This window comes from Pedobacter sp. ASV12 (assembly GCF_016429155.1).
Lineage (GTDB): Bacteria > Bacteroidota > Bacteroidia > Sphingobacteriales > Sphingobacteriaceae > Pedobacter.
In genome coordinates this window covers 35,848-60,324 of the sequence record NZ_JAELUC010000010.1, presented here as the reverse complement: position 1 = coordinate 60,324, position 24,477 = coordinate 35,848, and the positions used below count along the sequence as shown (strand labels likewise).

At 45.2% G+C, this 24,477-nt stretch carries 23 protein-coding genes; 13 read left to right on the top strand and 10 right to left on the bottom strand.

Features of this window, described 5'->3' with window-relative positions:
- Window position 1: 1 nt before the first annotated feature.
- The 3 genes from JHD69_RS04955 to dusB all read right to left on the bottom strand — a co-directional run bounded on the left by JHD69_RS04955 (window position 2) and on the right by dusB (window position 2,408).
- Entirely contained in the window at window positions 2–874 is an 873-nt protein-coding gene (locus JHD69_RS04955; protein WP_199137936.1) for a hypothetical protein, read from the bottom strand.
- A 110-nt stretch (window positions 875–984) separates the two neighbouring features.
- The gene (gene apaG / locus JHD69_RS04950; protein ID WP_199137934.1) at window positions 985–1,371 is read right to left on the bottom strand and encodes a Co2+/Mg2+ efflux protein ApaG; all 387 of its coding nucleotides are present in this window, start codon (window positions 1,369–1,371) and stop codon (window positions 985–987) included.
- 29 nt (window positions 1,372–1,400) lie between these two features.
- Window positions 1,401–2,408: a tRNA dihydrouridine synthase DusB gene (gene dusB, locus JHD69_RS04945; RefSeq protein WP_199137933.1), complete on the bottom strand. Its 1,008-nt coding sequence runs from the start codon at window positions 2,406–2,408 to the stop codon at window positions 1,401–1,403.
- Between the two features lie 90 nt (window positions 2,409–2,498).
- On the opposite strand from dusB, the gene JHD69_RS04940 reads away from it, so the two are divergent.
- The 4 genes from JHD69_RS04940 (at window position 2,499) to JHD69_RS04925 (ending at window position 8,424) form a co-directional block, all read left to right on the top strand.
- Window positions 2,499–3,446 (top strand): CPBP family intramembrane glutamic endopeptidase, encoded by a 948-nt coding sequence (locus JHD69_RS04940; RefSeq protein WP_199137932.1) that lies wholly within the window; start codon window positions 2,499–2,501, stop codon window positions 3,444–3,446.
- A gap of 20 nt (window positions 3,447–3,466) precedes the next feature.
- The gene (locus JHD69_RS04935) at window positions 3,467–4,276 is read left to right on the top strand and encodes a phosphatidate cytidylyltransferase (protein WP_199137931.1); all 810 of its coding nucleotides are present in this window, start codon (window positions 3,467–3,469) and stop codon (window positions 4,274–4,276) included.
- 84 nt (window positions 4,277–4,360) lie between these two features.
- Window positions 4,361–5,578 (top strand): exo-beta-N-acetylmuramidase NamZ family protein, encoded by a 1,218-nt coding sequence (locus JHD69_RS04930; RefSeq protein WP_199137930.1) that lies wholly within the window; start codon window positions 4,361–4,363, stop codon window positions 5,576–5,578.
- Window positions 5,579–5,700: 122 nt separating this feature from the next.
- Window positions 5,701–8,424, top strand: a complete 2,724-nt coding sequence (locus tag JHD69_RS04925) for a M14 family metallopeptidase (protein WP_199137929.1) — start codon at window positions 5,701–5,703, stop codon at window positions 8,422–8,424.
- 66 nt (window positions 8,425–8,490) lie between these two features.
- Here the strand turns inward: JHD69_RS04925 and JHD69_RS04920 are convergent, their stop codons facing one another.
- Entirely contained in the window at window positions 8,491–9,132 is a 642-nt protein-coding gene (locus JHD69_RS04920; protein WP_199137927.1) for a hypothetical protein, read from the bottom strand.
- 178 nt (window positions 9,133–9,310) lie between these two features.
- Here JHD69_RS04920 and JHD69_RS04915 point away from each other — a divergent pair, with 178 nt between their 5' ends.
- Window positions 9,311–10,030, top strand: a complete 720-nt coding sequence (locus JHD69_RS04915; protein WP_199137925.1) for a DsbA family oxidoreductase — start codon at window positions 9,311–9,313, stop codon at window positions 10,028–10,030.
- Between the two features lie 84 nt (window positions 10,031–10,114).
- Here JHD69_RS04915 and JHD69_RS04910 read toward each other — a convergent pair whose 3' ends face one another.
- Together JHD69_RS04910 and mfd are read right to left on the bottom strand one after the other, a co-directional pair.
- The gene (locus JHD69_RS04910; protein WP_199137923.1) at window positions 10,115–10,324 is read right to left on the bottom strand and encodes a DUF3820 family protein; all 210 of its coding nucleotides are present in this window, start codon (window positions 10,322–10,324) and stop codon (window positions 10,115–10,117) included.
- A gap of 51 nt (window positions 10,325–10,375) precedes the next feature.
- On the bottom strand, window positions 10,376–13,714 hold the full coding sequence (mfd, locus tag JHD69_RS04905; protein ID WP_199137921.1) for a transcription-repair coupling factor: 3,339 nt from the start codon (window positions 13,712–13,714) through the stop codon (window positions 10,376–10,378).
- A 263-nt stretch (window positions 13,715–13,977) separates the two neighbouring features.
- On the opposite strand from mfd, the gene JHD69_RS04900 reads away from it, so the two are divergent.
- The 5 genes from JHD69_RS04900 to JHD69_RS04880 all read left to right on the top strand — a co-directional run bounded on the left by JHD69_RS04900 (window position 13,978) and on the right by JHD69_RS04880 (window position 18,231).
- Window positions 13,978–14,274: a DUF2752 domain-containing protein gene (locus tag JHD69_RS04900; protein WP_199137919.1), complete on the top strand. Its 297-nt coding sequence runs from the start codon at window positions 13,978–13,980 to the stop codon at window positions 14,272–14,274.
- Between the two features lie 30 nt (window positions 14,275–14,304).
- On the top strand, window positions 14,305–14,655 hold the full coding sequence (locus JHD69_RS04895) for a TM2 domain-containing protein (protein WP_233165702.1): 351 nt from the start codon (window positions 14,305–14,307) through the stop codon (window positions 14,653–14,655).
- A 66-nt stretch (window positions 14,656–14,721) separates the two neighbouring features.
- Window positions 14,722–15,819, top strand: coding sequence for a Nif3-like dinuclear metal center hexameric protein (locus JHD69_RS04890; RefSeq protein WP_199137915.1), 1,098 nt, complete (start codon window positions 14,722–14,724; stop codon window positions 15,817–15,819).
- Window positions 15,819–16,568, top strand: coding sequence for a zinc ribbon domain-containing protein (locus JHD69_RS04885; protein ID WP_199137907.1), 750 nt, complete (start codon window positions 15,819–15,821; stop codon window positions 16,566–16,568). Before JHD69_RS04890 ends, JHD69_RS04885 begins: the two co-directional genes overlap by 1 nt.
- 160 nt (window positions 16,569–16,728) lie before the next feature.
- Window positions 16,729–18,231, top strand: a complete 1,503-nt coding sequence (locus JHD69_RS04880; RefSeq protein WP_199137905.1) for a tetratricopeptide repeat protein — start codon at window positions 16,729–16,731, stop codon at window positions 18,229–18,231.
- Between the two features lie 60 nt (window positions 18,232–18,291).
- On the opposite strand, the gene JHD69_RS04875 is transcribed toward JHD69_RS04880, so the two are convergent.
- The 4 genes from JHD69_RS04875 to rsfS all read right to left on the bottom strand — a co-directional run bounded on the left by JHD69_RS04875 (window position 18,292) and on the right by rsfS (window position 22,661).
- Complete coding sequence (locus JHD69_RS04875) at window positions 18,292–19,362, bottom strand: 3-oxoacyl-ACP synthase III family protein (protein ID WP_199137904.1); 1,071 nt, start codon at window positions 19,360–19,362, stop codon at window positions 18,292–18,294.
- A gap of 75 nt (window positions 19,363–19,437) precedes the next feature.
- Window positions 19,438–20,082, bottom strand: coding sequence for a LutC/YkgG family protein (locus tag JHD69_RS04870; RefSeq protein ID WP_199137902.1), 645 nt, complete (start codon window positions 20,080–20,082; stop codon window positions 19,438–19,440).
- A gap of 94 nt (window positions 20,083–20,176) precedes the next feature.
- Window positions 20,177–22,261, bottom strand: a complete 2,085-nt coding sequence (gene ftsH, locus JHD69_RS04865) for an ATP-dependent zinc metalloprotease FtsH (RefSeq protein WP_199137900.1) — start codon at window positions 22,259–22,261, stop codon at window positions 20,177–20,179.
- A 25-nt stretch (window positions 22,262–22,286) separates the two neighbouring features.
- Window positions 22,287–22,661, bottom strand: a complete 375-nt coding sequence (gene rsfS / locus JHD69_RS04860; protein WP_199137898.1) for a ribosome silencing factor — start codon at window positions 22,659–22,661, stop codon at window positions 22,287–22,289.
- Between the two features lie 44 nt (window positions 22,662–22,705).
- Between rsfS and JHD69_RS04855 the strand changes: the two genes are divergently transcribed.
- From JHD69_RS04855 to JHD69_RS04845, 3 genes are all read left to right on the top strand, one after another.
- The gene (locus JHD69_RS04855; RefSeq protein WP_199137896.1) at window positions 22,706–23,482 is read left to right on the top strand and encodes a biotin--[acetyl-CoA-carboxylase] ligase; all 777 of its coding nucleotides are present in this window, start codon (window positions 22,706–22,708) and stop codon (window positions 23,480–23,482) included.
- Window positions 23,483–23,486: 4 nt separating this feature from the next.
- Window positions 23,487–23,936 carry a protein-disulfide reductase DsbD N-terminal domain-containing protein gene (locus JHD69_RS04850; RefSeq protein WP_199137894.1) on the top strand — a complete coding sequence of 150 codons (450 nt, stop codon included), beginning with the start codon at window positions 23,487–23,489 and terminating at the stop codon, window positions 23,934–23,936.
- 63 nt (window positions 23,937–23,999) lie between these two features.
- Window positions 24,000–24,446 carry a protein-disulfide reductase DsbD domain-containing protein gene (locus JHD69_RS04845; protein ID WP_199137892.1) on the top strand — a complete coding sequence of 149 codons (447 nt, stop codon included), beginning with the start codon at window positions 24,000–24,002 and terminating at the stop codon, window positions 24,444–24,446.
- Window positions 24,447–24,477: the final 31 nt, after the last annotated feature.

Genomic DNA, 24,477 nt, shown 5'->3' with positions numbered 1-24,477 from the left:
GCTAACGGATATTTCTGCTGGCCAAACGGGCGATTGCAATAACAATGGGTACGAATATACTTACGCCACCCACCCCTGCCGCCATTAAAATAATGATTAAGATGGCGGCTACGATGTAAGAAACAAAGATTATGGTATGGTTATCGCGACCACTGCTGGTGCTTGGGCCCATCGAAGCCCATTTGAGCGCCACCGGCTGATTATTGGCCAGGGTAGCCTGTAAATCTTCCGAATGGGCATTATAATAGGTAAGGGCATAAAGCACCTCGCCAAGCAATTTGAGCCTTTCTATGGAGGTTTCCTGGTTTTGGTAGATGGCATTATTGATTTCGAGGATATCCTGGTCGAAATAAGAAGGATCTACGATACTCAGTATGCCATAGTAGCCGGCATCTCTGCAAAAGCGATTAAAATCTATGAAAGAAACAAACTGATGGGTATAAATGGCTTGTATAATCGATTTGTTTTTAAGCGTTAAAAGTTGCCGGATGTTTTCACGGGTCGAATCCTGCACCAAAAAAGAATAATTGATGAATAGGCTCTTCAGACTAAACCAGGCACCTGCCCGTATACATTCCCTCAGATAGCCTTCCACGTTGGAAGCAAAGGTTTCGGCAAAGCTGTTCAAGGTTTCTTCGCTAAGGCCACGGCGGTCGAAAGGCGCAAAGTTGATTGTTTCGCCCTTGGCATTCAAAATGGTCCGAATGGTTTTGTTTTGGAAAAAAACAGCAAATTTTCCGCCGTCTTTTCTCAAAAAATCCAGCAGCTGCTCTACATCATTGATGTTGATGTGGTTGTTGAGCTTGATTTCGGCCTTTAATATTTTCTCTAGCCTAATCACATCGCTTTCTTGGTTCAAGTCCAAGTTGGGCATCTGTTTTCGGGCAAGATCTAGGAGTTCGAACTGGATCACGTTAATGGCAAATGGTTACCCTAAAGGTATCAAAAAAGGGGTTAACCAAAAGGGTTAAAGGAAAATAAGGGTTAGTTGAGTTTGTAGGGAACGATAAGCTGAAATTCCGGAATATCAACGTTAAAGCTGGTATTGTCAAAAAGACGGTTCATCACGTAGTGGCCGCGCATGCTGCCCATATCTGTTTTCAGGTTGCAACCTGATACATAGGCATAGCTTTGGCCGGGCTCGATCACAGGCTGTACGCCTACTACGCCTTCGCCATCTACTTCGCGCAAAGTACCATTCGAATCGAAGATGATCCATTGACGGCGCATCAACTGGATGCCATAGTCAGACAAGTTCTCTATCTCGATGCGGTAGGCGAACATGTAATGCTCGTTGGCTGGATTAGAGTGCTCATCTTGATAAATGGTATCTACCGAGATTTTTACGCCTTGTGTGATTGCTGTAACCATGACTAAAATTAAGAAATGCAATTCAATAATCAAGCCATTTCTACAAAAGGCATGTCATTTGCATATTTTTCTGACACTTCGTCCAAAATGGCATGAATGGTGTCGATATTTTCTTCTTTGACCAACTGCATCCGGTAAGGTTTAAAATCGGGCAGGCCTTTAAAATAATTGGCATAATGTCTCCTCATTTCGAATACGCCTACTTTTGGTCCTTTCCATTCGATTGATTTGTTGAGGTGGGTGCGGCAGGCCAGCATCCTTTCATCGAGGGTTGGGCCGGGCAAAAGCTGGCCGGTTTTGAAAAAGTGCTTTACTTCCCTGAATATCCAGGGATAGCCAATAGCCGCACGGCCAATCATAATGCCATCTACTTCGTATTCCAGGCGCCAGTTGGCGGCTTTTTGTGGACTGTCTACGTCGCCATTGCCAAAAATAGGGATTTTGATACGCGGGTTGCGTTTAATTTCCCTGATCAAAGTCCAATCGGCCTCGCCTTTGTACAATTGCGCACGGGTACGTCCATGTATGGTCAGGGCCTGTATGCCTACATCCTGCAGGCGTTCGGCCACTTCGTAAACGTTTTTGGTATTATCGTCCCAGCCCAGGCGGGTTTTTACGGTAACGGGCAAATGGGTTGCCTTGACTACGGCTGCTGTCATTTTTACCATCTTGTCTACATCCTGCAGCAAGCTGGCGCCCGCACCGCGGCAGGCAACGTTTTTAACAGGGCAACCATAGTTGATATCCATCAGGTCGGGTTTGGCCAGGGTCGCAATTTCGGTAGCCTCGCGCATGCTCTCGATGTCGCTGCCAAAAATCTGGATGCCAATGGGCCTTTCATATTCGAAAATATCGAGTTTCTGACGGCTTTTGGCCGCATCGCGGATAAGCCCTTCAGAAGAGATGAATTCGGTGTACATCAAATCGGCACCGCCCTGTTTGCACACGTAGCGGAAAGGTGGATCGCTCACATCTTCCATAGGCGCCAACAACAAGGGGAACTCTCCTAAATCTATATTTCCTATCTTTACCGACATTTGTCTATCTTCAACTAATTTTTACAAAGGTACAAACTTTGTTTTTAATGCGCTTTTAACAGCCAAATACTTGAGCATCTTTACATTGAAATGGATTTTATAAAAGAAACGGCCACAGAGAAGCACCCATTTGTACAATTGGTATTTTTGGGCTTGCTAGTTGGGATGGGGTTCATTGCCTGCATTGTGGTTAGCGTGCTCATTATTTATATCGGCTATGGCTCCGAGTCGATGATGGCTATATTTAGTGGCCAGCTGGATTTAAATGGAAGCGTGAATGCGACTAAAATATTGCTAACCGCACAGCAGCTTTTTTTCTTTTTGGCTCCGGCACTGATGCTAGGGGTAACAGAAGGTAAAAACCCTAATCGGTTTTATGGCACTACAGCCCCCAAGATAAATTGGCTGAGCCTTGTTTTTTTGATCATGTTGGCCGCTGTGCCTTTTATGGGCTGGGTAACCGAGCTGAACCAAAAGATGCATCTTCCAGTGGCGCTGAAAAAAGTTGAAGACTGGATGCGCTATTTAGAAAACCAAGGCGAGGAAACGACCAAGGCGATTTTAAAAATGTCATCAATAGGCGCACTTTTGGTCAACATCACCGTAGTAGCCCTCATACCGGCCATTTGCGAAGAATTTATTTTTAGGGGGGCTTTGCAGCGATGCTTTTTGCGCTGGATTAAAAATCCGCATGTGGCCATTTGGATTTCGGCGGCCATTTTCAGCACCATCCATTTTCAGTTCTTCGGCTTTTTTCCGAGGATGTTTTTGGGCGCTATGTTTGGTTATATCTATTGGTGGACCAAAAGCATTTGGTATACGGTTTTTGCCCATTTTTTAAACAACGCCTATGCCGTTTGCGTGGCGTTTTACATGCAAAAAAACAATTTGCCCATAGATCGGGATGATACCGCTGGACTGCCCTGGTATTTGGCCTTGATTAGTCTGGCATTAACCGTAGCTTTGTTCGGCTATTTAAAACAGCAAACCAAACCCAAAGAATCGACAGTAGGCATTGAGCCACATCCTAACCCTTAATTTATACCATTTTAACTTTTATGAAAACCCGGGCCATTACCGCTTTTTTCTTTACCATCGTGATGTTAGGCTCCATTTTTTTGGGCGCCTATACCTTTACCTTTTTCTATTTGTCCTTGAGTTTGGTGGCTTTGCTCGAGTTTTATAAACTGGTTAAGATAGGGGGGATCAGGCCCCACCGGAACATGGGCGTACTGGCGGCGGCAGTTATTTTTGGCCTTACGGCTGGCTATCATTTTTTCCAGTATGAACTGAAATATCTTCTGCTCATTGTGCCGCTGCTGTTTTCGATCTTTATTGTGGAGCTCTACAAAAAGAACAAAATTCCCTTTGCCAATATATCCTATACTTTTATTGGTTTTGTTTATGTAACCATACCTTTCTGCTTCTTTTATTCGCTGGGGTTTCTCAACGATTTTAACCACTACAATTTCCATTTGCCCCTGGCCTTTTTATTGATGCTTTGGGCCAGTGATACGGGCGCCTACCTGTTTGGGATGAAATTTGGCAAGCACAGGCTGTTCGAACGCCATTCGCCCAAAAAATCGTGGGAAGGCTTTTTTGGAGGCTTGTTTACCAGCGTGCTGGTTTCTTATGTAATCTCTACCCAATTTACCGAGCAGGCCAGTTGGGTCTGGGCGGGCATGGCGGTACTTATCGTATGTTTTGGTACTTTGGGCGATTTGGTTGAATCGATGCTGAAAAGAAGTTTGGACGCTAAGGATTCGGGCAGCTTTTTGCCGGGCCATGGGGGCTTTTTAGACCGCTTTGACGGACTTTTGATTGCTGCACCGGTAGTATACGCGTACTTGTACCTGATTTTGTATTAAGTAGGGCCGCTCTTGTAACAAAATCAATAGCTGCGAGCCTACCAAAGCCCAAGCGAGCTATATTTAACCAACAAAACTAATTTTATGGCAAAATTTCATCTTCGTGGCTTAGGGCTGCTGCTGTTGCTTTTTAGCGTGCAAATAGTAGGGGCAAAACAAAAAATTTCCAAGAAGCAGGAGATTGTTACAGGTGCAGACCAAACCGAAAAATATTTGCCTTACCTCAAGGGAAAACGGATTGGACTGGTTGCCAACCAGAGCTCGATAATAGGCAAGAAAAGCAGCGTAGACAGCTTATTGAGCCTTGGAATTAAAATTGTAAAAGTGTTTGGCCCCGAACATGGCTTTAGGGGTAATGCCAGCAATGGAGCGGCGGTGGGCAATGAGAAAGATGCGAAAACCGGCCTTCCGATCATCTCTTTGTATGGCCGAAATGAGAAGCCTACAAAAGAACAGCTGGCAGATATAGACCTGATGGTATTTGATATCCAGGATGTAGGTTGCCGCTATTACACCAATATCAATACGCTAGAGCATGTAATGGAAGCCTGTGCAGAAAACGGCAAAGAACTGCTCATTCTCGATAGGCCCAATCCGAACGGCTATGTGGTTGACGGGCCAGTAATGACCGAAGACAAGTACAAATCGGCCATTGGAATACATTACACTCCCATGACCCACGGGATGACCATAGGAGAGTTTGCACAATACCTTAACGGCGAAGGCTATTTGAAGGAGAAATGCAAAATCAAAATCATAAAAGTTGCCAATTATAACCACAGCATGCCTTACGTGCTGCCGGTTAACCCCTCTCCAAATTTGAATACGCAACAAGCCGTGATGCTTTTTCCAAGCTTATGCATGTTTGAGGGAACGGCGATCAATGAAGGCCGCGGAACTTATATGCCCTTTACCATTTTGGGCGCACCTGCACTAAAGGGCAAGTATTCGTTTTCGTACAAACCGGTTAGTATTGCCGGAATGAGCGAGTGGCCAAACCACAAAGACACGGTTTGCTATGGCCTCGACCTTCGCAACTACGACATCGGCAGCTTAAGGAAAAGCCGTAAGCTTAATTTGAAATGGCTGATAGAGCTCTATAAGGCCTATCCAGACAAAGCCAATTTCTTTGGCAAAGAAAGAGCGAATGGGGTATCTCCTTTCGATTTGCGCATAGGTACAGACCAGCTGAGAAAACAGATTATAGCGGGAATGTCTGAAGCCGAAATCAGAAAAAGCTGGGAACCGGGATTAGGAAAGTTCAAGACAATACGCGCAAAATATCTCTTATATCCAGATTGATTTATCGGGCAGCTTAGGCCAGGTGGCACCATTGTGCGCAACATTCTTGTAACAAATCAATCGCAGCAATACGTTCAAGGCCAAAGCAGTTTATATTTGATATAACTAACAAAACTTAATTTATGGCAAAATTTTACCCGCGTAGCCTGTGGCTGTTGGCCTTGCTTTTTAGCGTGCAAACCGTCTGGGCACAAACCGTTCCTACGCCGAAATCTCATTTTGGCTTTGACATTGGCGACGATTACCAGCTGGCCAATTACACCCAAACCGAAGCTTATTTTAAAAAATTGGCCGCCAGCTCCAACCGTGTAAAGCTGGTTGATATCGGCAAAACCGAAGAAGGAAGAAGCCAATACATGCTCATCATTACCTCGCCAGAAAACCAAAAAAACCTGGAGAAGTATAAAGAAATTTCACAAAAACTAGCGCATGCCGAAGACTTGACCAAAGACCAGGCCAAAGCCCTGGCGGCCGAAGGCAAAGCGGTAGTATGGATTGATGGCGGCTTGCACGCCAATGAAGTGGTTGGTGCACATCAGCTCATCCAGATGGCCTATAACCTGGCCAGTCGTACCGATGCCGAAACCACCAAGATATTAGATAAGGTAATTGTGCTAATGACCCACGCCAATCCTGATGGACAAGAGCTGGTGAGCGATTGGTACATGCGTGAAAAAGACCCTAAAAAACGTTCGATCAACGGCTTACCCCGCTTGTACGAAAAATATGCCGGTCACGATAATAACCGCGATTTTTTCATGCTAAACCTGAAGGAAACGCAAAATATGGGCCGTCAGTTGTTTGTTGAATGGATTCCGCAGATCATGTATAACCACCATCAGGCGGGTCCTGCAGGTACCGTGGTAGCAGGCCCTCCTTACCGCGATCCTTACAACTATGTATTCGATCCAATTATTTTAACCAGTATCGATGCCGTGGGCGCAGCCATGCACAACCGCATGAACGTAGAAGCCAAGCCAGGCTATACCCAACGTGGCGGATCGGTATTTTCTACCTGGTATAACGGCGGTTTGCGCACCACGACGTATTTCCACAACATGATTGGCTTGCTGACCGAAATTGTAGGCAGTCCAACCCCTTCCGATATTCCATTGGTGCCTTCTCGCCTGTTGCCAAACGGCGATTCGCCAAACCCGGTCCTGCCGCAAAAATGGTATTTCAAAAACTCGATCGACTATTCGATTTCGTTGAACTATGCGGTATTGAACTATGCGCAACGCTACGGCGATGAATTGTTGTACAATATTTACCAAATGGGCCGCAACTCTATTGAGCGTGGCGGCAAAGACACCTGGTCTTTCTCGCCCAAAAAGATCGATGCCATTAACGAAGCCTATCAAAAAGATAAAAAAGCAACAACCACGGGTCCTGGTGGCGAGTTCAATCGTGGAGGCATGCCGATTAAATACTTGGATACGGTTATGAAAGCGCCTAAAAACAGGGATGCAAGAGGCTATATCCTTTCGGCCGACCAACAGGATTTTACAACGGCCATTCGTTTCTTAAACGCGCTGATCAGGACCGGGATTCGTGTGCAAAAAGCCACGGCACCTTTTACGGTAGCTGGCAAATCCTATCCGGCAGGTTCTTATGTGGTAAAAACCGATCAGGCTTTCCGGCCGCATGTTTTGGATATGTTTGAGCCACAAGACCACCCTAACGATTTTAAATACGAAGGAGGCCCCCCAATTGCGCCTTACGATGCGGCAGGCTGGACCTTGGCTTATTTGATGAATGTGAAATTTGATCGTATTCTGGAGCCTTTTGATGGCCCTTTTGAAAAACTGCCTTATGGCGAACTGATCAAAGCTACGCCAAAGGCATTGCCAAGCGGCAGCGGCTATGTGTTGAGCGCCAAGGCCAACGAAAGTTTCTTGGCGGTAAACGAACTGTTAAAAGGCGGCGCCGAAGTATACAGAAACACAGCCGACGGTTCTTTCTACGTACCGGCATCGGCCAAGGCGAAAAGCATTTTGGATAAAGCGGAACATGGCTTTGGCATGCGCGTAATGGCGGCTCAAAAACCAGCCAAGGCGGTAAAAATTGCCCCTGCCCGTATTGCCCTTTGGGACACTTACGGGGGCTCTATGGATTCGGGCTGGATCCGTTTCATTATGGAACAGTACCATTTTTATGCAACGGTTATTTATGCACCAGACATTGATGCGGGCAACCTGAAAGACAAATACGATGTCATTGTTTTTGTTGATGGTTCTATCCCGGCCTTCAATCCAAATCCGGCCAATGCCGGCGGAAGAGGCTTTGGCCCGGCACCAGAAACCGTTCCCGCAGAATATAGAGGCAGAATTGGAAGGATGACGCAAGAAAAATCAATTCCGCAACTGAAAAAATTCTTGGAAGCCGGTGGCGATATCGTAACCATTGGCAGCGCTACGAATTTGGCAAACCACCTCGAGCTGCCGGTTCGCAATGCGATTGTAGAATTGGTTGGCGGTGTAGAAAAAAGACTGCCTGCAGAGAAATATTATGTGCCAGGAAGCGTGTTGAATGTGGCATTAGATAGCAAGCAACCTGCCAACTGGGGCATGGATAGCACCGCTGATGTTTATTTTGACAACAGTCCGGTGTTTAAATTAAGTGCCGACGCCGTTTCGAGTGGAAAAATCAAACCATTGGCTTGGTTTGCCAATGCCACACCATTGCGCAGCGGCTGGGCCTGGGGCCAAAGCTACCTGCAAGATGGCGTAACCGCTTTCGAAGCCGATTACGGCAAAGGAAAATTATTCGCCTTCGGACCAGAAATCACCTTCAGGGCTCAAACCCATGGAACATTTAAGTGGATGTTTAACCAGTTGTATAAATAATTTGCTGGTAGCGTTACCCATAAATGGAATAAAAAAAAGCTCCCGATTATTTCGGGAGCTTTTTTGTTATTTGGCGTAAGGAAAGTTTCTGGAAACTTTGCGCATCATGTGCTCTACCAAATCATCGGTAGAAGTAGTAATGTTGTCGTTCATGGTTTTGAAAAAGCGCCATAACAAATCGCCGTTACCATCATTAAGCGTTAAGGTTAAGGTACCGGTTCCTGTTTTGCCACCAAAGCCGCCAAAAAGTACGGCTGAGGCAATGGCACCGGCTTCCGATTTGGTTTGCTCGGTGATAAAATCGCCACCCAATACGGCATCAACGCCTAAGGCTTTCGCAACCTCGTCTTTGGTAAACTCATCCATTTTATCAAGCATTCCGGCTTTCTTCAATAAAATATTGGTTTTTTCTACATCCTGAAAAGTAACGCTGTAGTTGCTGGCTTTTCTCAGCAAGAAAGTGAACAAGCTCGACTGGATAGATTTAGACATTGTTTTTTCTTGTTCGCGATTGGCCTCCTGACTAAAGTTTTTAGGTTGTTTTTTGTAGGTGATTTTAGTGTTGAACGGGAGGATGGCGATAACTTTGTGTTTGGCAATTTCGGTTTTGAGTTGCGGGCTTTCAAAAACTTGCTTTGAGCCTTCAAGTTGAGCGCTTGCGGCAAGGCAAGCCCCAGAGATGAAGAGCGTTAATAGGAATTTTTTCATTTTTTAAATAGTTTGTTTGAGCGGCAAAGATATATTTTTTGTCCACATTATCGTTTACGGGAAACCAACTAATGTGACCAAAACCAAATGGTTATTGCGAGCATAGTAATAACTTTTCTTTTGGTGATTTTTACCCCCTGCTTACCATTTCCCCAAAGGCCTGCCGTACCTTTGTGCCATGAAAGTAGAAATCTGGTCAGATGTGATGTGCCCGTTTTGCTATATCGGCAAGAGGCACTTTGAAGAAGCCATGCAAAGCTTGCCTTTTCAAAAGGAAATCGAGGTAGAATGGAAAAGTTTTCAGCTTAATCCCGAATACCAAAATACCAATAACGAAGACCTGTACAGTTACCTGGCCCGAAGCAAGGGCATGAGCCGCGAACAGGCGCAAGGCCTAACCGTTCAGGTGGCCCAAATGGCCAAAAACGCCGGACTGGATATAGACTTCAACGCTAATATTCCCGCAAACTCATTTAAAGCGCACAGGTTGATTCATTTTGCGGCGAGCCAAGGTTTGCAAGACCAAGCCGAAGAAGTGTTGTTTAAGGCCCATTTTATCGATGGCTTGGATGTGTCAAAAGACGAAGTGCTGTTGGCCATTGGTCAAGAATTGGGTTTGGACGAGACTTTGGTAAAAGGCGTTCTGGAAAGCGATCAATATGCCGAAGCCGTTCGTTACGATATTTATGAAAGTCAGCAACTGGGCGTTAGGGGCGTTCCGTATTTTGTATTAGACCGCAAATATGCGCTTTCTGGCGCACAGCCCGTGCCTGCATTTAAAGAAGCGCTAACGCAAAGCTTTAACGAATGGAAGGCATCCCAGCCTCAGGTACAGTTAACCTCTTTGAATAAAAATAACGATGCCATCTGTGATGAGGACGGTTGTGAGATAAAATAACATTTAAGCATTCCTGCGAAGCTTTTAACACTTCGCAAGAATGCACTTTTATTAAGGTCTATCGATTTGTGCCAATGGCCAAATTTATTGCTTCAGCGGGTGCAATAAATATTCCAGTCCGTTGGCTTTGATTTCGTACATGGTGGCCAGTAACTGGCCCAGTTTCCCGGCCGGAAAGCCTTTTTCCCGGTACCACACCAAATAGGGCTCGGGCAGGGAACAGATTAGCCAATCCTTGTACTTTCCGTAAGGCATTTTAACGCGGACCAGGTCTAATAAGATTTGAGAATCCATATTTGGTTAGGTTGATTGTTTTCGAAGTTTTCAAAGCTCCGAAGACGGTTGCTACAAAATCATTTCCAACATTTCAATCGCCTCATCAACATTATTGATGTTGTCGAAAGAAATGCGCAGGGTATCTTTTACTTCTTTGAGGTTGCACAGGCGCGGATGCAGCTGTGCAAAGGCCAAAACCTTGTTGAATATTTCAGAATCGAAAAAGGGCGATTGTTTGTCGCTTACAAAATAGCCGCGCAAAATGCCTTTTTTATAGCTCAGCTTTTCGAATCCCAGTTTTTTGCCCACCCATTGCAGGCGCAATACCTTGGTCATCCCTTTTACAGGCGCAGGTACTGGTCCAAACCGATCGTGCAGTTCTTGTTCAAAAGCATGGAGTTGGGCATCGGTTTCGAGTTTGGAAAGCTCGGTATACAAGTTGTAGCGCTCGGTGATATTGGTCACGTAATCATCCGGAATATGCAGTTCCAAATCGGTATCTACTTGGGTAAAACTTACAAAAGGACGCTGCGGTTCGTCTTTAAACAAATCCTTAAACTCGGCATCCTTCAGCTCCTGAATAGCTTCGTCTAGAATCTTGTTGTACATTTCGAAGCCAATTTCGGCAATAAAGCCGCTTTGCTCGCCACCCAGCAAATTGCCACTGCCCCTAATGTCCAAATCCCTCATGGCAATGTTAAAACCGCTGCCCAGGTCAGAAAATTCTTCAATGGCGCTTAGGCGTTTACGGGCCTCGTTGGTTAATGTCGACATTGGCAAGGTTAACAAATAACAGAAGGCCTTTTTGTTCGATCGGCCCACGCGTCCGCGCATTTGGTGCAAATCGCTCAGGCCAAACATGTGCGCATGGTTGATGATAATGGTATTGGCATTCGGAATATCCAAGCCCGCTTCGATAATCGTGGTGGCTACCAACACGTCTTTTTCACCATTAATGAAATCGAGCATCACATCTTCCAGTGCGTCGCCGTCTAGCTGTCCGTGTGCAATGCCGATACGCGCCTTCGGCACCAGTTTCTGGATCAGCCCTCCCAGTTGCCTCAAATCGTCAACACGGTTGTGGATAAAGAAAACCTGTCCGCCACGATCCAATTCGTACTGAACGGCATCTTGGATCAGCTTGTCGTTAAACACATGCAGTTCGGTGTTAACAGGTTGCCTGTTGGGCGGTGGCGTGCTCATGATCGACAAATCCCTCGCGCCCATCAGCGAAAAGTGCAGGGTACGCGGAATAGGCGTTGCGGTAAGGGTAAGTGTATCTACGTTGACGCGCAGCGACTTCAGCTTTTCTTTGGCGGCTACCCCAAATTTCTGCTCTTCGTCTATCACCATCAGGCCCAGGTCTTTAAACTTTACATCCTTGCTCAACAAACGATGCGTACCAATTACAATGTCTACCTTGCCTTCGGTCACACGGGCCAAAGTATCTTTAATCTGTTTGCTGGTTTTAAAGCGGTTGATATAGTCGACCGTACAAGGAAATTCCTTTAACCTCGACGAAAATGTTTTGAAATGCTGCAACGCCAAAATGGTAGTAGGCACCAACACGGCTACCTGCTTGCCATTGGCTACGGCTTTGAAGGCGGCGCGTACCGCAATTTCGGTTTTGCCAAAGCCTACGTCGCCACAAACCAAACGGTCCATAGGATGCGGGGCTTCCATGTCTTTTTTCACGTCGCTGGTGGCTTTTACCTGGTCTGGGGTATCTTCGTAAATGAAAGAAGCCTCCAATTCGGTTTCTAAGAAGCCGTCGGGCGCAAAAGCGGTACCCGATTGGGCCTTGCGCATGGCGTAAAGCTTGATCAGGTCGCGGGCAATGTCTTTAACTTTTTTTTTTGTGGTTTTCTTGAGTTTGTCCCAGGCCTCGGTTCCCAATTTGTTCATTTTGGGATGCGTACCGTCTTTGCCGCTAAACTTGGCAATACGGTTAAGCGAGTTGATGTTCACGTAAAGCAGGTCATTGTCGGCATACACCAAACGGATCATTTCCTGTATCTTGCCGTTAACCTCTACTTTTTCCAGGCCTGCATATTTGCCTATGCCGTGGTCTATGTGGGTTACAAAATCGCCGGGCTTCAGCTCGCGCAGGTCTTTGAGGGTAATGGCCTGGCTACGTTGGTAGCCCTTGCGGAGCTGGTATTTGTAGAAACGATCAAAAATCTGATGATCGGTATAAAAAGCCATTTGCTGCACCAGGTCTACAAAGCCTTCGCGCAACGGAATATTAACCGGCGTAAACTTTGCCGTTTTATCAATATCATCCAAAATGGCATACAAGCGCTCAGTTTGCTTGGTCGAATTGGTGAAGATAAAATTGTGGATATGGGCCTTCTCGTTTTCCTTCAGGTTGTGGATCAAGAGATTAAAGTCCTTGTTAAAAGAAGGTTGGGGCTTGGTATCGAACTGGAAAACAGAATCGGTTTGGTAAAAGAACTGTTTGCCAAATTCGACCACAGAAAAATCCTGGAACAGATCGGCCAGCATCTTTTCGTCGGAAAAAGAAAACTTGGGGTCGAGCCAGTTCGGGTTCTGCTGCTTTTCGGGCATAGAAAGCGCCTTCCAAAGCTCATTGGCTTTCTTGTAGCCGCTTTTCACCACATCCAAAGTCAAATCAACATCCTTAAACCAAAGCTGGGTGTCTTTTTCAATATAGTCGAGCAGACTGATGTTGCTCTCGGTTAAAAATTTGGCTTGTACATTGGGTACAATGGTAAGGGTTTTTACCTCGCCTACCGAAAGCTGGCTGTCTATTTCGAAGGTGCGGATGCTTTCGATGTCGTCGCCAAAAAATTCGATGCGGTAGGGCAGTTCGTGGGAGAAAGAAAAAATATCTACAATGCCGCCACGGATGGAGAATTGTCCCGGTTCGTACACAAAATCGGATCTTTCAAAATCGTATTCAATCAAAAACTCGTTGATGAAATCGATGCTGAGCTTGGCACCCAAGCTGATTTCCAAGGTGTTTTTTTCGAGAATGGAACGGTCAATTACCTTTTCGGCCAAGGCCTCTGGATAGGTGACCACAATTTTGCCATATTCAGACTGGTGGTTCAGTTCGTTCAGCACCTCGGCCCTGGCCAATACGTTGGCCGTATCGATCTGGGTAAATTCAAACGGTTTGCGAAAAGACGAAGGGAAAAGCAGTACATCTATGCCCAAAATGCCTTCTAAATCGGAAAGGAAATAAGCCGCTTCTTCGCGGTTGGGCATAATAAAAAGCTGGGGTTTGTGTAGCAAAAAGTAGGTGGCAACGGCAATTACGGCATCGGCAGAGCCCACCAATCCCTTAAGTTGGGTTTTGCTGCCCTTGCCTTTGTTGAGCGATTGCGCCACAGCTTGCACACGCTCGTCGGTTTTGTATCTGTTGATCAGGTCGCGGATGTTCACTATACAAAGATAAGCATTTGCAAATGTCCACCCGCTAAATTCTGTCGAAATGACAATTGGTACAACTTGAGGCTTAGCGCTTTTGGGAATAAGTCCTCCGGTGTTTCGAACAAAAGGATTAAAAGGCCAAATAGCCCGAGCCTAAATTGTTTCTTAGCCTGCATTTGCCAGTTTGTCGGGTAATTTTTAGCGTTGGTCGAAATCAAAATGCGCATCAGTAACAAACCTAGTACCTTTATATCTAATTATTAAAACAAGGAAACATGAAGTATATTCGCAGCTTTCCGGTAGAACTGTTGTTTTGGGTGTTGGCTTTAGTATTGCTAGCAACGGCTAATCCTCACGAGCATCATTTCAGCCTTTGCCCGTTGGCAAATTTAGGCATAACCTGGTGTCCGGGTTGTGGCTTAGGAAGGTCGATAACCGCATTGTTCCATGGAGATGTGAATGCAAGCTTAGCCCAACATTGGTTTGGCATACCCGCCCTGCTCTTGATCGGCTACCGCATTTACCAGCTCAGTAAACAATTATTTAAAAAGGAATTTAAATTAAAATATTAGGAGGATAAAGCTATGTTTGACGCACAATTTATGGCATTACCGGGTATCACCCCTCAAGAATATTCATACTTGCAAACTGCAACCAGTGGTCTTGACGAACAACAAGTACGCACATTTTTAATGATCTACTCAGGCAAGAGGAAAAATCCAAGTGATATGTTGCTCTTCTGTGTGATCGGTCTTTTCTTGGTTCCCGGCCTGCAACGTTTCATCGTTAACCAAATTGGGATGGGTATCCTGTACTTGTTAACCGGAGGTTTATGTTTGATCGGGTCGATTGTAGACATCATCAACCACAAAAGCCTGGCCTTTGAGCACAACCAACGCATGGTATTCGAAAGCTTGCAAATGGTAAGAATGGGCGGTTTTAAACAATACTAGGCCACCACTACCCGTATAAAAATCCTTGTAGGTGCAAATCCTGCAAGGATTTGCTATTTTTATACCATGAAGTTAGCCGTAATTACCAATTACCTCGAAAGCCTGGCCCCGCTCAACTACCAGGAAGATTATGACAATTCGGGCCTTATTGTAGGCCATCCCAACGATGAGATACAGGCGGCGCTGGTGGCGCTCGATTGTACCGAACAGCTTGTAGACGAGGCGATTGCCCAAAATTGCAACCTGATCATTACGCACCACCCCATTGTCTTTAAAGGGCTTAAAAAGCTGAATGGCAAAACCTATGTAGAACGCGTGGTACTCAAGGCCATTCGGCACAACATCGCCCTATATGCCATCCATACCAATCTAGACCACATGGCTAATGGTGTGAATGCGCGGATTTGCAAACAACTGGGCATCCAACAAGCAAAAATCCTGTCGCCAAAGGGAAACCTGCTTAAAAAACTGGTCACTTTTTGTCCGGAGGCACAAGCAGGCCAGGTACGCGAGGCCTTGTTTGCTGCGGGTGCAGGCCATATTGGCAACTACAGCGAATGCAGCTTTAACGGTGCCGGAACCGGAACCTTCAAGGCCGGCGAAGGAAGCGACCCCTTTGTGGGTGAAAAAGGCCGGCAGCACCACGAGGCCGAAATCAGGATCGAAACGGTTTTTAAAGCACAGGACGAGCGCAAAGTGTTGCTGGCCCTGCTCGAAAGCCACCCTTACGAAGAGGTAGCCTACGATATCTACCCCATAGCCAACAAGCTCGAAACCGTAGGTGCAGGGATGGTAGGCTGGTTGCCACAAGAGATGGAAGGACAAGATTTTTTGGCTTTGGTTAAAGACCGCATGCAGGCCAAAGTAATCAGGCATACGGCCTTGTTGCCTAAAAAAATAAAAAAAGTGGCCGTGTGTGGCGGATCTGGCAGTTTTTTGCTGAAAGAGGCCATAGCCGCTGGCGCTGATGCCTTTATCACAGCCGATTTTAAATACCATGAGTTTTTTGACGCCGAACAACACCTGGTTATTGCCGACATCGGACACTATGAAAGCGAACAATTTACATCTAATTTGTTGATAGAGAATATTCAAGAAAAATTTCCTAACTTTGCAATCCGTTTAACGGAGCATAACACAAACCCCATAAATTATTTCATTTAATGGAACAAACAGTAGAGCAAAAGCTAAAAGCTTTATACGAATTACAGAATCTTCACACCAAGATTGATAAAATCCGTCAGATTAGAGGCGAGTTGCCTATGGAAGTAGCTGATTTAGAGGATGAAGTAGCCGGATTAGAAACGCGTATACAAAAAATCAAAGCTGAATTAGACGATACTGAAGATGCAATCGTAACCCGTAAAAACATGATCAAAGAAGCGCAAAGCCTGATCAAAAAATACGAAGCACAATTAAAAGACGTAAAAAACAACAGAGAATACGACGCTTTAACCAAAGAAGTAGAAATCCAGAACCTGGAAATACAGGTTTGCGAGAAGAAAATCAAGGAGCATGGCTTCGAAATCACTTCTAAAACCGAAGTTTATGAGCAAGCCCTGGCTAATATCGAAGCTAGAAAAGGCGATTTGGACGTAAAGAAAACAGAGTTGGAAACCATTACTGCCGAAACTGAAAAAGAAGAACAGGCTTTGTTGAAAAAAGCAGAAAAAGCAGAAACCCAAATCGAAGAACGTTTGCTAACCGCTTACCACAGGTTGAGAAACAATGCGGTTAACGGTCTGGCTGTCGTAACTATTGATAGGGATTCATGTTCAGGTTGTTTCAACCAAATTCCGCCTCAGCGCCAATTGGATATCCGTCAGCGCAAAAAAGTAATCGTTTGCGAGCACTGTGGCCGTATCTTGGTTGATGAAGCATTGACCCATGAGCTTAGCGAAACAGAAGCATAACAAAATAGGAAAAGGCCGGATGAAAATCCGGCCTTTTTTGCAATGCAAGCTTTGCACGGACCTAGAAAGATTTAAGTTTGTTTTGTTCACAAAAACATCGGCGGTTTTTTAACGTTATATAAAATCAGTAACTTAAATTTTTAAAGACCAACGGCAATCTATGCTTAAACCCGTACGTATTAAACGCTTTATCCAATATCTCTTTCTTTGCTGCTGCTTGGCAGTTCCAAACCTGGCCCTGGCCAACTTCGATTTTAATGCCAACTGCCTCAAGGCCTACCAAAATATTTTTGAGCTCAAACTGGCCACTGCCCGCCAGCTGATTGCCAACGAGAAAAAGGTGCGCCCGAACAATTCCATTGTGCCCTTGCTGGAAAACTATGTAGATTATTTTTACCTCATTACTACCGAGAGCAAGACCGAATTTGAGCGGCTCGAAGCCAATAAAAGTGCCCGCATAGACCAGATTAGCGACGATGATAAAACATCGCCTTATTATTTGTATGCCCAGGCCGAAATCAATTTGCAATGGGCGCTCATTAGGGGAAGGTACGGCGCTTATTTAACGGCGGCTAGAGAGATAAACCGAGCTAACGGCATGTTGCAAGACAACAGCAAGAAGTTTCCTGGCTTTCACCTCAATGGCAAAGGACTGGGATTTATCAATGCCGTGATTGGGGCCTTGCCCGATGGCTTTTTGAAGTCGACACTTTCTACCTTTGGCTTAAGGGGCAATTTGCAGCAAGGCTTAAGCATGCTCGACAAACTGGCAGAAAACCTGCCTAAGTCTACCTATGAACCGTTTTACGAAGAAACCGTGTTCTACTACGCCTATGTGCTCTCCGATGTCGCCAAAAGCCCGCAAGCCTATGCCAAAACCATGAAGTATACGGCGCGCATTGCCGACAGCAGCCTGCTCAAATCCTACCTGCAGGCTTACGTGTGCACCCGCAACGGGCATAACGACGAGGCTATCGAAATATTGAACAATAGGCCTACTGGAGCTTATTACCAGGCTTTTCCTTATTTGGACTACCTGATGGGCATTGCCAAGCTCAACAAACTCGATTATAGCGCCTCGGCTTCCTTCGATCGTTTTTTGCAGACCAATAAAGGCGTAAACTACATCAAGGATGCCAATCTGCATTTAGGTTGGATTGCGCTGTTAAAAGGCGATGATGCGGGTTATAATGCCTATGCCGCCAAAGCCAAATCAAGTGGCTATACTTATCAGGAAAGAGACAAGCAGGCGCTGAATGATGCCAATGCACCGGTTCCGAACAAAACCCTGCTCAAAGCCCGCCTGTTGTTTGATGGAGCCTATTTGACCAAGGCTGCCGAACTACTGAATAGTACCAATGCCGACGATTATACCTCGCCAAAAGATAAAGCAGAATATTATTATCGCCTGGGGCGTATAAACGACGACCTGGGCAAGGATGAATTGGCGCTTGCCAATTACCAAAACGCCATTAATGTAGGCAAAAACCTAAAATACTATTATGCGGCCAAAGCGGCCATCCAAATGGGAAAGATCTACGAAAAAAGCAATCCCGCTAAAGCCAAGGCCAGCTTTAATACAGCTATCGGCATGAAAAACCACGAGTACGAAAGCAGCATCGAAGCAGAAGCCAAACAGGGTTTAAAAAGATTGGGAAATTGAGCAAGGCCTGCGAATTTTTAACGTTGTAGGTATGCTTTGAGAATGTGCCTGCCAAGTATTTTAGAACCGATACACTACGGCATTAATGTGCATTCCTGCTCCAACCGACGCAAACACGGCGTATTCTCCGGCTCTGGCCTGGTAGCCTTCTACCTTTCCGTTCACCACCAGATCGATAAGGGTTGGGATGGTGGCTACAGAACTGTTGCCCAGCCATGAAATCGTCATGGGAACAAGGTTTTCGGGTACTTCGTCTAATCCATAAAGCTTAAACAGCCTTTTCATAATGGCGTTGTCCATTTTGCCATTGGCCTGATGGATGAATACCGTTTTAATGGCTGATAAACCTATGCCGGCCTTGTCTATGGCTATTTTAACCACTTGGGGCACATTGATTACCGCAAATTCGTAGAGCTTGCGCCCGTTCATTTTAAGGTAGGTATTGCCGTTCTTTTCGTCGGGATTGTTGCTACAGCCCATGGTAAGTAAGGACGCATAATTGGCAAAGGTTTGGCTTTTATGGGCGATAACGCCTAGAGGCTCATCAGAACTGCGGGCTTCGAAAATAACTGCGCCCGAGCCATCGGAGAAAATCATGCTGTCTCTGTCGTGCGGATCGATGATTCTCGAAAGCATTTCCGAACCAATAACCATTACTTTTTTGGCGTCGCCGCTCCTGATCAGGTAATCGGCTTGTATAACGCCTTGTACCCAACCCGGACAGCCAAAAATAAGGTCGTAGGCCACGCAATCCGGATTTTCGATCTGTAGCTCCAGCTTGACCTTGGCGGCCAAAGCCGGGAGCATATCCATGCGGTTAGAGGCTAATTTAACATCGCCAAAGTTGTGTGCAAAAATGATTTGATCTAACGATTCCTTGTCGATGCCAGCCGCGGCAATGGCGCGCTTGGCCGCTACTGTCGCAATATTGCTGTTCAGCAGGTGCGGATCGGCATACCTGCGCTCAACGATTTCCGTAATTTCACTAAACTTGTTAATGATTTCGGTGTTTTCCTTGTCCAGCTTTATGCCTTTGTCGAAAAAAGAGGACTCCATGAAATGATCACCCGAGATGATATTTTCTGGAATATAGCTGCCTGTGCCTGTGATTACCGAATATGTTTTGTTCATCTTGCCAAGTTTATACCCTATACCGATTTGGTATTCAGTATAAAAATAGTATTATTTATTTAAAATAAAAATTTTTCAGGAAAAATCGTCAATCAAAAATACAAATAGTTCTTTTGGGCCATGCGCGCCAAGGACCAGTGTTTTTTCAATATCTGCCGTTCGGCTTGGTCCGGTAATGTTGCTTATCATAGAAGGAAGTTGGTTGCCATATTTGTCTTTCAGCAGCTTGAAAGCATCTTTAAGGTCTAACACCAGCTGGCCGGTTCTGGCAATTACAATGTGATGATGAGGGAAAATGCTCAGCCGTCGTCCGGAGGCCTGTTGGTTGCTCAGCATAACCGATCCGTTTCGGGCCACGAGAGCTTCGCAAAGGGTAATGCCTACTTCGGCCAGTTCAAAGTCTTTGTCGGTTTCGTAAAAAGGGAATTCGTAGTGCCTTAACAAGGCTTGCAGTTCGGGTTCCCAGCAATAGATTTTGCGCCAATTGAAACGATCGGCCAATTCGAGAATATTTTCGATAAAATCGACCCCGTTTTCGCAAAAAACAAAATTGCCCGACACGGCGGTGAGCTGCTCGGCAAACAGGATTTCCAGTTCTTCGGTATTAGACTTGTAAAGAGGGTTTTCTTCTAAATTAGGATAAGGATTGTCCCGCTTTTCGAGCAGGGCCTTTCTAATTTTTTTCAGCATCAATTCCTTCGGCGTAATATTCTCTTTCATATCAGACAATCCAAATGTAATTAACTTTTCTTATAAACAAAGCAGCAACCTTAAACTATAAGGTTGCTGCTCTGTTGTATGGCTGAATAATTGTTTATTCTTCTGTTTTTGAACTAGGCTCGAGTGGCGTAACATTGCCTTGCACCAAGCCTTCAGAAACAGGTAGCGGATTGTCGGTACCGTTTACAAACTCGTCGTAAGTTGTTCTGCTATCAAATGGACGTTTGCCCAAAAGCTCTTCCAAATCGGCTTGGAAAAGGATTTCTTTTTCCAATAGTTTTTGAGCCAGTTTTTCCAGGCCCTCCCTCTTTTCGAGCAAGAGGTTTTTGGTACGCTCGTAAACTTCGTTAGAAAGGGCACGAACCTCATTGTCGATCATTTCGGCCGTTTTATCAGAGTATGGCTTATCGAAATTGTATTCGTTGTGCGGGTCGTAGAAAGAGATATTACCCACATTTTTGTTCATGCCATAGATTTTAACCATGCCATAGGCAATTCGGGTAATGTGTTCCAAATCGCTCAGCGCACCGGTCGAAATCTTGCCAAAAATAATGTCTTCGGCTACACGGCCACCCATGGTCATGCACATATCGTCCATCAGTTGTTCGGTGGTATACAAGAACTGCTCTTTAGGCAGGTATTGCGCATAGCCTAGGGCCGCAACCCCACGTGGAACAATGGAAACCTTTACCAATGGGTTGGCGTGTTCTAGGAACCAGCCTGCGATGGCGTGGCCGGCTTCGTGGTAGGCCACAATTTTTTTCTCTTCTGGAGAGATGATTTTGTTTTTCTTTTCTAAACCACCAATTACACGGTCAATCGCATCTTGGAAATCCTGCATATCAACCATTTCCTTGTTTCGGCGTGCCGCAATCAAGGCGGCCTCGTTACAAACGTTGGCAATTTCTGCACCCGCAAAACCAGGCGTTTGTGCCGACAGTTTTTTGGCATCAACCTCTTGTGCTGTTTTAATTGGTTTTAAGTGTACCCTGAAAATCTGCTCGCGGCCAACCAAGTCTGGCTTGTCGATAGAAATTTGCCTGTCGAACCTTCCTGGACGCATTAAAGCCGAGTCTAATACATCAGGACGGTTGGTTGCGGCCAAGATGATAATTCCAGAATCGGTGCCAAAACCATCCATTTCTACCAATAACTGGTTCAGGGTGTTTTCGCGCTCATCGTTGCCGCCCATCATGCTGTTTTTGCCACGGGCCCGGCCAATGGCATCCACCTCATCGATAAAGATAATACACGGAGCCTTGTCTTTGGCTTGTTTAAACAAATCGCGCACACGCGAGGCACCCACGCCCACAAACATTTCTACAAAGTCGGAACCCGACAGCGAGAAGAAAGGAACCTGGGCTTCGCCGGCAACGGCTTTGGCCAATAGGGTTTTACCGGTACCCGGCGAACCTACCAAAAGCGCACCTTTCGGGATTTTACCACCCAAATTGGTGTATTTTTTAGGATTTTTTAAGAAATCTACGATTTCCATTACCTCTTGTTTGGCTTCTTCTAAACCGGCTACATCGTTAAAGGTGATGTTAACCTGGCTTTCTTTGTCGAACAGTGTAGCCTTCGATTTTCCGATGTTGAAAATCTGGCCGCCGCCACCACCGCCGCCACCGCCCATGCGGCGCATCATGAAAATCCAAAGTCCGGCAAAAAACAACAGTGGCAAAATGATATTGAGAAAAATAGTGCCCCATGGATTTGATTTCGAAGTAGCCGTAATGGTAATCTGATCATCAGGAGACAGGTTTTTTTGCGATTCCTTCAAGCTTTCGCTCATTGTTTTCGAATCGGTCATCACCAATTTAGCAATCGGTCCGCCTTTAGAAAGCTGCAGCGCATTGTTGTTGAGGTATTTTTTATACTTTGGATCTTTGTCCTTTTCTGGCTTGAGGTAGATTTCGCCGGTATACGTTTCTCCATCCGACGATTTATAGCCCACAATTTGCTTCACATCGCCCGGAATGAGCATGTTTTGCTCGAATTCCTTGTATGGGATGGTTTTTACATCGTTGGAAGAGAACAGGAAATTAACAACAACAAGACCGATAATAATGGCCGCATAAACCCAGAAGATATTGAATTTGGAGCCTTTTTGTGGTTTCTTCGGAATATTAGGAACTCGCTTAATCTGTTTTGGATTGTCTGTATTTTGGTTTTCTTTCATTTTTACATTAGTGTTAAGTTAACGGCTATGCGCTCTTGTAAGAGGTGGTTTCTGCATCGCCCCATAAGTCTTCGATGCCATAGAAATCGCGTTTTTCAGTTCTGAAAATGTGCACTACGACATCAAAATAGTCGAGGATAATCCATTCGGCATTATCCAAACCCTCTTTGCGCCAAGGGTTCAACTGCGTTTGTTTATAGATTTCATCCTCAACGCTATCGGCAATGGCTTTTACCTGGGTCGAAGAATCGGCATTGCAAACAATAAAATAATCGGAAACCGAACTGTTCAGTTCTCTAAGATCCAAGCGCACAATATCGTTCCCTTTTTTTTCCTGGATGCCATGGATAGCTATTTCTGAGAGGTATGTAGAAAGATTTGCGGTTTTCTTTTTTACCATTAAAAATTTTTACTTTTGATTAGCAACAAATATAACATCAACACTTGCAAAATAACACTTTTTCAACATTATTTGTTGGTCAAAATCTTATCAAATTATCGGCGGTTGATTCGACCAATAATTTTCTGAAAAATCTAGTGTCAAATTCCGAGCCATTAGCAGAAGGTACTGTAATTATGGCAGAGAATCAATATGCCGGACGGGGCCAGCAGCAGAATGCCTGGCATGCCGAGCCCGGAAAAAACCTAACTTTCAGTGTTTTATTGAGGCCCGGCTTTTTGCCCCTGGATAAGCAGTTTTTGCTCAACATGGTGGTTAGCGTGGCTGTAAACAGGGTTTTGTTGGCTTATGTGCCATCGGGCATGTGCATCAAATGGCCCAATGATATTTACTATTTTGACCAGAAACTGGGTGGCATACTGATTGAGAATACCATCGTGGGCAGCACCATCAAAACTGCCGTTATTGGCATAGGCCTCAATGTAAACCAGCAGGTTTTTGCGCCAGCACTGAGTCAACGTGCTACTTCTCTGGGGCAAATTTTACAACAAGATGTGAATTTGGACAGATTATTGTCTGAAATTTGCAGCGAACTGGAAAAACTATATTTGCAGCTTAGGGCGGGCCATTATACCGAATTGAGGCAAACTTACGTTGATAGGCTATACAGGTTTGACCAGCGGGCTAACTACCGCCAAAATGGCGAGGTTTTTGAAGGAACGATCAAGGGCATCAGCGACCTGGGGCTGCTGCGCTTGGAAAAAGAAGGCCAAATGGTGGAATATAATTTTAAGGAGATCGAATTTTTAACCCATATATAAACAAATGAAAAGAATAGCTTTAGTATTAACAGTATTATTTTTTAGCGTTGCCGGAGCATTTGCGCAACTAGAAAACCCCGTAAGCTGGTCGTACGTGGCCAAAAAAACAAGCAAAACCGAAGCCACGGTTTATTTAAAGGCCACAATTGATGAAGGATGGCATATCTATTCGCAAAACGTAAAGGCGGGTGGACCTACCAAAACCGTTTTCACCTTCAGCCCATCAAAAGACTATACCCTGGTTGGCAAGACTATGGAGCCTAAACCGATTAGCACTTATGAAAAAACTTTCAAGATGAACGTGGCTTATTTTGAGAACGAAGTCGTTTTTCAGCAAAAGGTAAAACTGAACAAGGGCGAAACCGTGGTCAAAGGAAAACTGGAGTTTGGCGTATGTAACGACAAGCAATGCCTGCCTCCTGCCGAAGTAGCCTTTAGCATACCGGTAAAATAAACCATAAAAAGAAATTAAAGAGCCTTGAAGTTTTTCAGGGCTTTTTTTGTTTGATATAATCCAATGAAGAAACTGATATTGGGATTGATTTTGATCCTTGGTGCCAGCTCGAGCGTATTGGCACAGCTTGAAAAACCAATAAGCTGGTCGTACCGCGCCCAAAAAACCGGAGCGCATGAAGCCACGCTTTACCTTAAAGCCCGCCTGCAGCCTAAATGGCATGTTTATGCACTCAATCCGAAACCGAGTCCAACCCGCACCTTTTTTACTTTTGTACCCGCTAAAGATTATACCCTGATTGGGGCTACCCAGCAGCCCAAGCCAACAGTTAAATACGATAAATTTTTAAAGGCCAACCTTGGCTATTTTGAAAAAGAGGTTGTTTTTGAGCAAAAAATCAGGCTCAACAAAAGGCAAACTACCGTTAGGGGCAAAGTTGAATTTATGGTATGCAGCGACAAGGCTTGCCTGCCTTCTGACGAGCTGATGTTTAGTATCCCAGTTAATTGATAGTATTTATTGAAAGTAAAATAAGGCATTT

What these genes read in the sequence shown, in the direction of transcription:
- JHD69_RS04935 (WP_199137931.1), top strand. Translation starts at nt 3,467, where the DNA reads ATGAAAACCCGGGCCATTACCGCTTTTTTCTTTACCATCGTGATGTTA.
- dusB (WP_199137933.1), bottom strand. Translation starts at nt 2,408, where the DNA reads ATGTCGGTAAAGATAGGAAATATAGATTTAGGAGAGTTCCCCTTGTTG.
- JHD69_RS04870 (WP_199137902.1), bottom strand. Translation starts at nt 20,082, where the DNA reads ATGAAAGAGAATATTACGCCGAAGGAATTGATGCTGAAAAAAATTAGA.
- JHD69_RS04890 (WP_199137915.1), top strand. Translation starts at nt 14,722, where the DNA reads ATGAAGTTAGCCGTAATTACCAATTACCTCGAAAGCCTGGCCCCGCTC.
- JHD69_RS04850 (WP_199137894.1), top strand. Translation starts at nt 23,487, where the DNA reads ATGAAAAGAATAGCTTTAGTATTAACAGTATTATTTTTTAGCGTTGCC.
- JHD69_RS04900 (WP_199137919.1), top strand. Translation starts at nt 13,978, where the DNA reads ATGAAGTATATTCGCAGCTTTCCGGTAGAACTGTTGTTTTGGGTGTTG.
- JHD69_RS04915 (WP_199137925.1), top strand. Translation starts at nt 9,311, where the DNA reads ATGAAAGTAGAAATCTGGTCAGATGTGATGTGCCCGTTTTGCTATATC.
- JHD69_RS04875 (WP_199137904.1), bottom strand. Translation starts at nt 19,362, where the DNA reads ATGAACAAAACATATTCGGTAATCACAGGCACAGGCAGCTATATTCCA.
- JHD69_RS04920 (WP_199137927.1), bottom strand. Translation starts at nt 9,132, where the DNA reads ATGAAAAAATTCCTATTAACGCTCTTCATCTCTGGGGCTTGCCTTGCC.
- JHD69_RS04955 (WP_199137936.1), bottom strand. Translation starts at nt 874, where the DNA reads ATGCCCAACTTGGACTTGAACCAAGAAAGCGATGTGATTAGGCTAGAG.
- JHD69_RS04910 (WP_199137923.1), bottom strand. Translation starts at nt 10,324, where the DNA reads ATGGATTCTCAAATCTTATTAGACCTGGTCCGCGTTAAAATGCCTTAC.
- rsfS (WP_199137898.1), bottom strand. Translation starts at nt 22,661, where the DNA reads ATGGTAAAAAAGAAAACCGCAAATCTTTCTACATACCTCTCAGAAATA.
- ftsH (WP_199137900.1), bottom strand. Translation starts at nt 22,261, where the DNA reads ATGAAAGAAAACCAAAATACAGACAATCCAAAACAGATTAAGCGAGTT.
- JHD69_RS04880 (WP_199137905.1), top strand. Translation starts at nt 16,729, where the DNA reads ATGCTTAAACCCGTACGTATTAAACGCTTTATCCAATATCTCTTTCTT.
- JHD69_RS04895 (WP_233165702.1), top strand. Translation starts at nt 14,305, where the DNA reads ATGGCATTACCGGGTATCACCCCTCAAGAATATTCATACTTGCAAACT.
- JHD69_RS04940 (WP_199137932.1), top strand. Translation starts at nt 2,499, where the DNA reads ATGGATTTTATAAAAGAAACGGCCACAGAGAAGCACCCATTTGTACAA.
- JHD69_RS04930 (WP_199137930.1), top strand. Translation starts at nt 4,361, where the DNA reads ATGGCAAAATTTCATCTTCGTGGCTTAGGGCTGCTGCTGTTGCTTTTT.
- JHD69_RS04885 (WP_199137907.1), top strand. Translation starts at nt 15,819, where the DNA reads ATGGAACAAACAGTAGAGCAAAAGCTAAAAGCTTTATACGAATTACAG.
- JHD69_RS04845 (WP_199137892.1), top strand. Translation starts at nt 24,000, where the DNA reads ATGAAGAAACTGATATTGGGATTGATTTTGATCCTTGGTGCCAGCTCG.
- JHD69_RS04925 (WP_199137929.1), top strand. Translation starts at nt 5,701, where the DNA reads ATGGCAAAATTTTACCCGCGTAGCCTGTGGCTGTTGGCCTTGCTTTTT.
- apaG (WP_199137934.1), bottom strand. Translation starts at nt 1,371, where the DNA reads ATGGTTACAGCAATCACACAAGGCGTAAAAATCTCGGTAGATACCATT.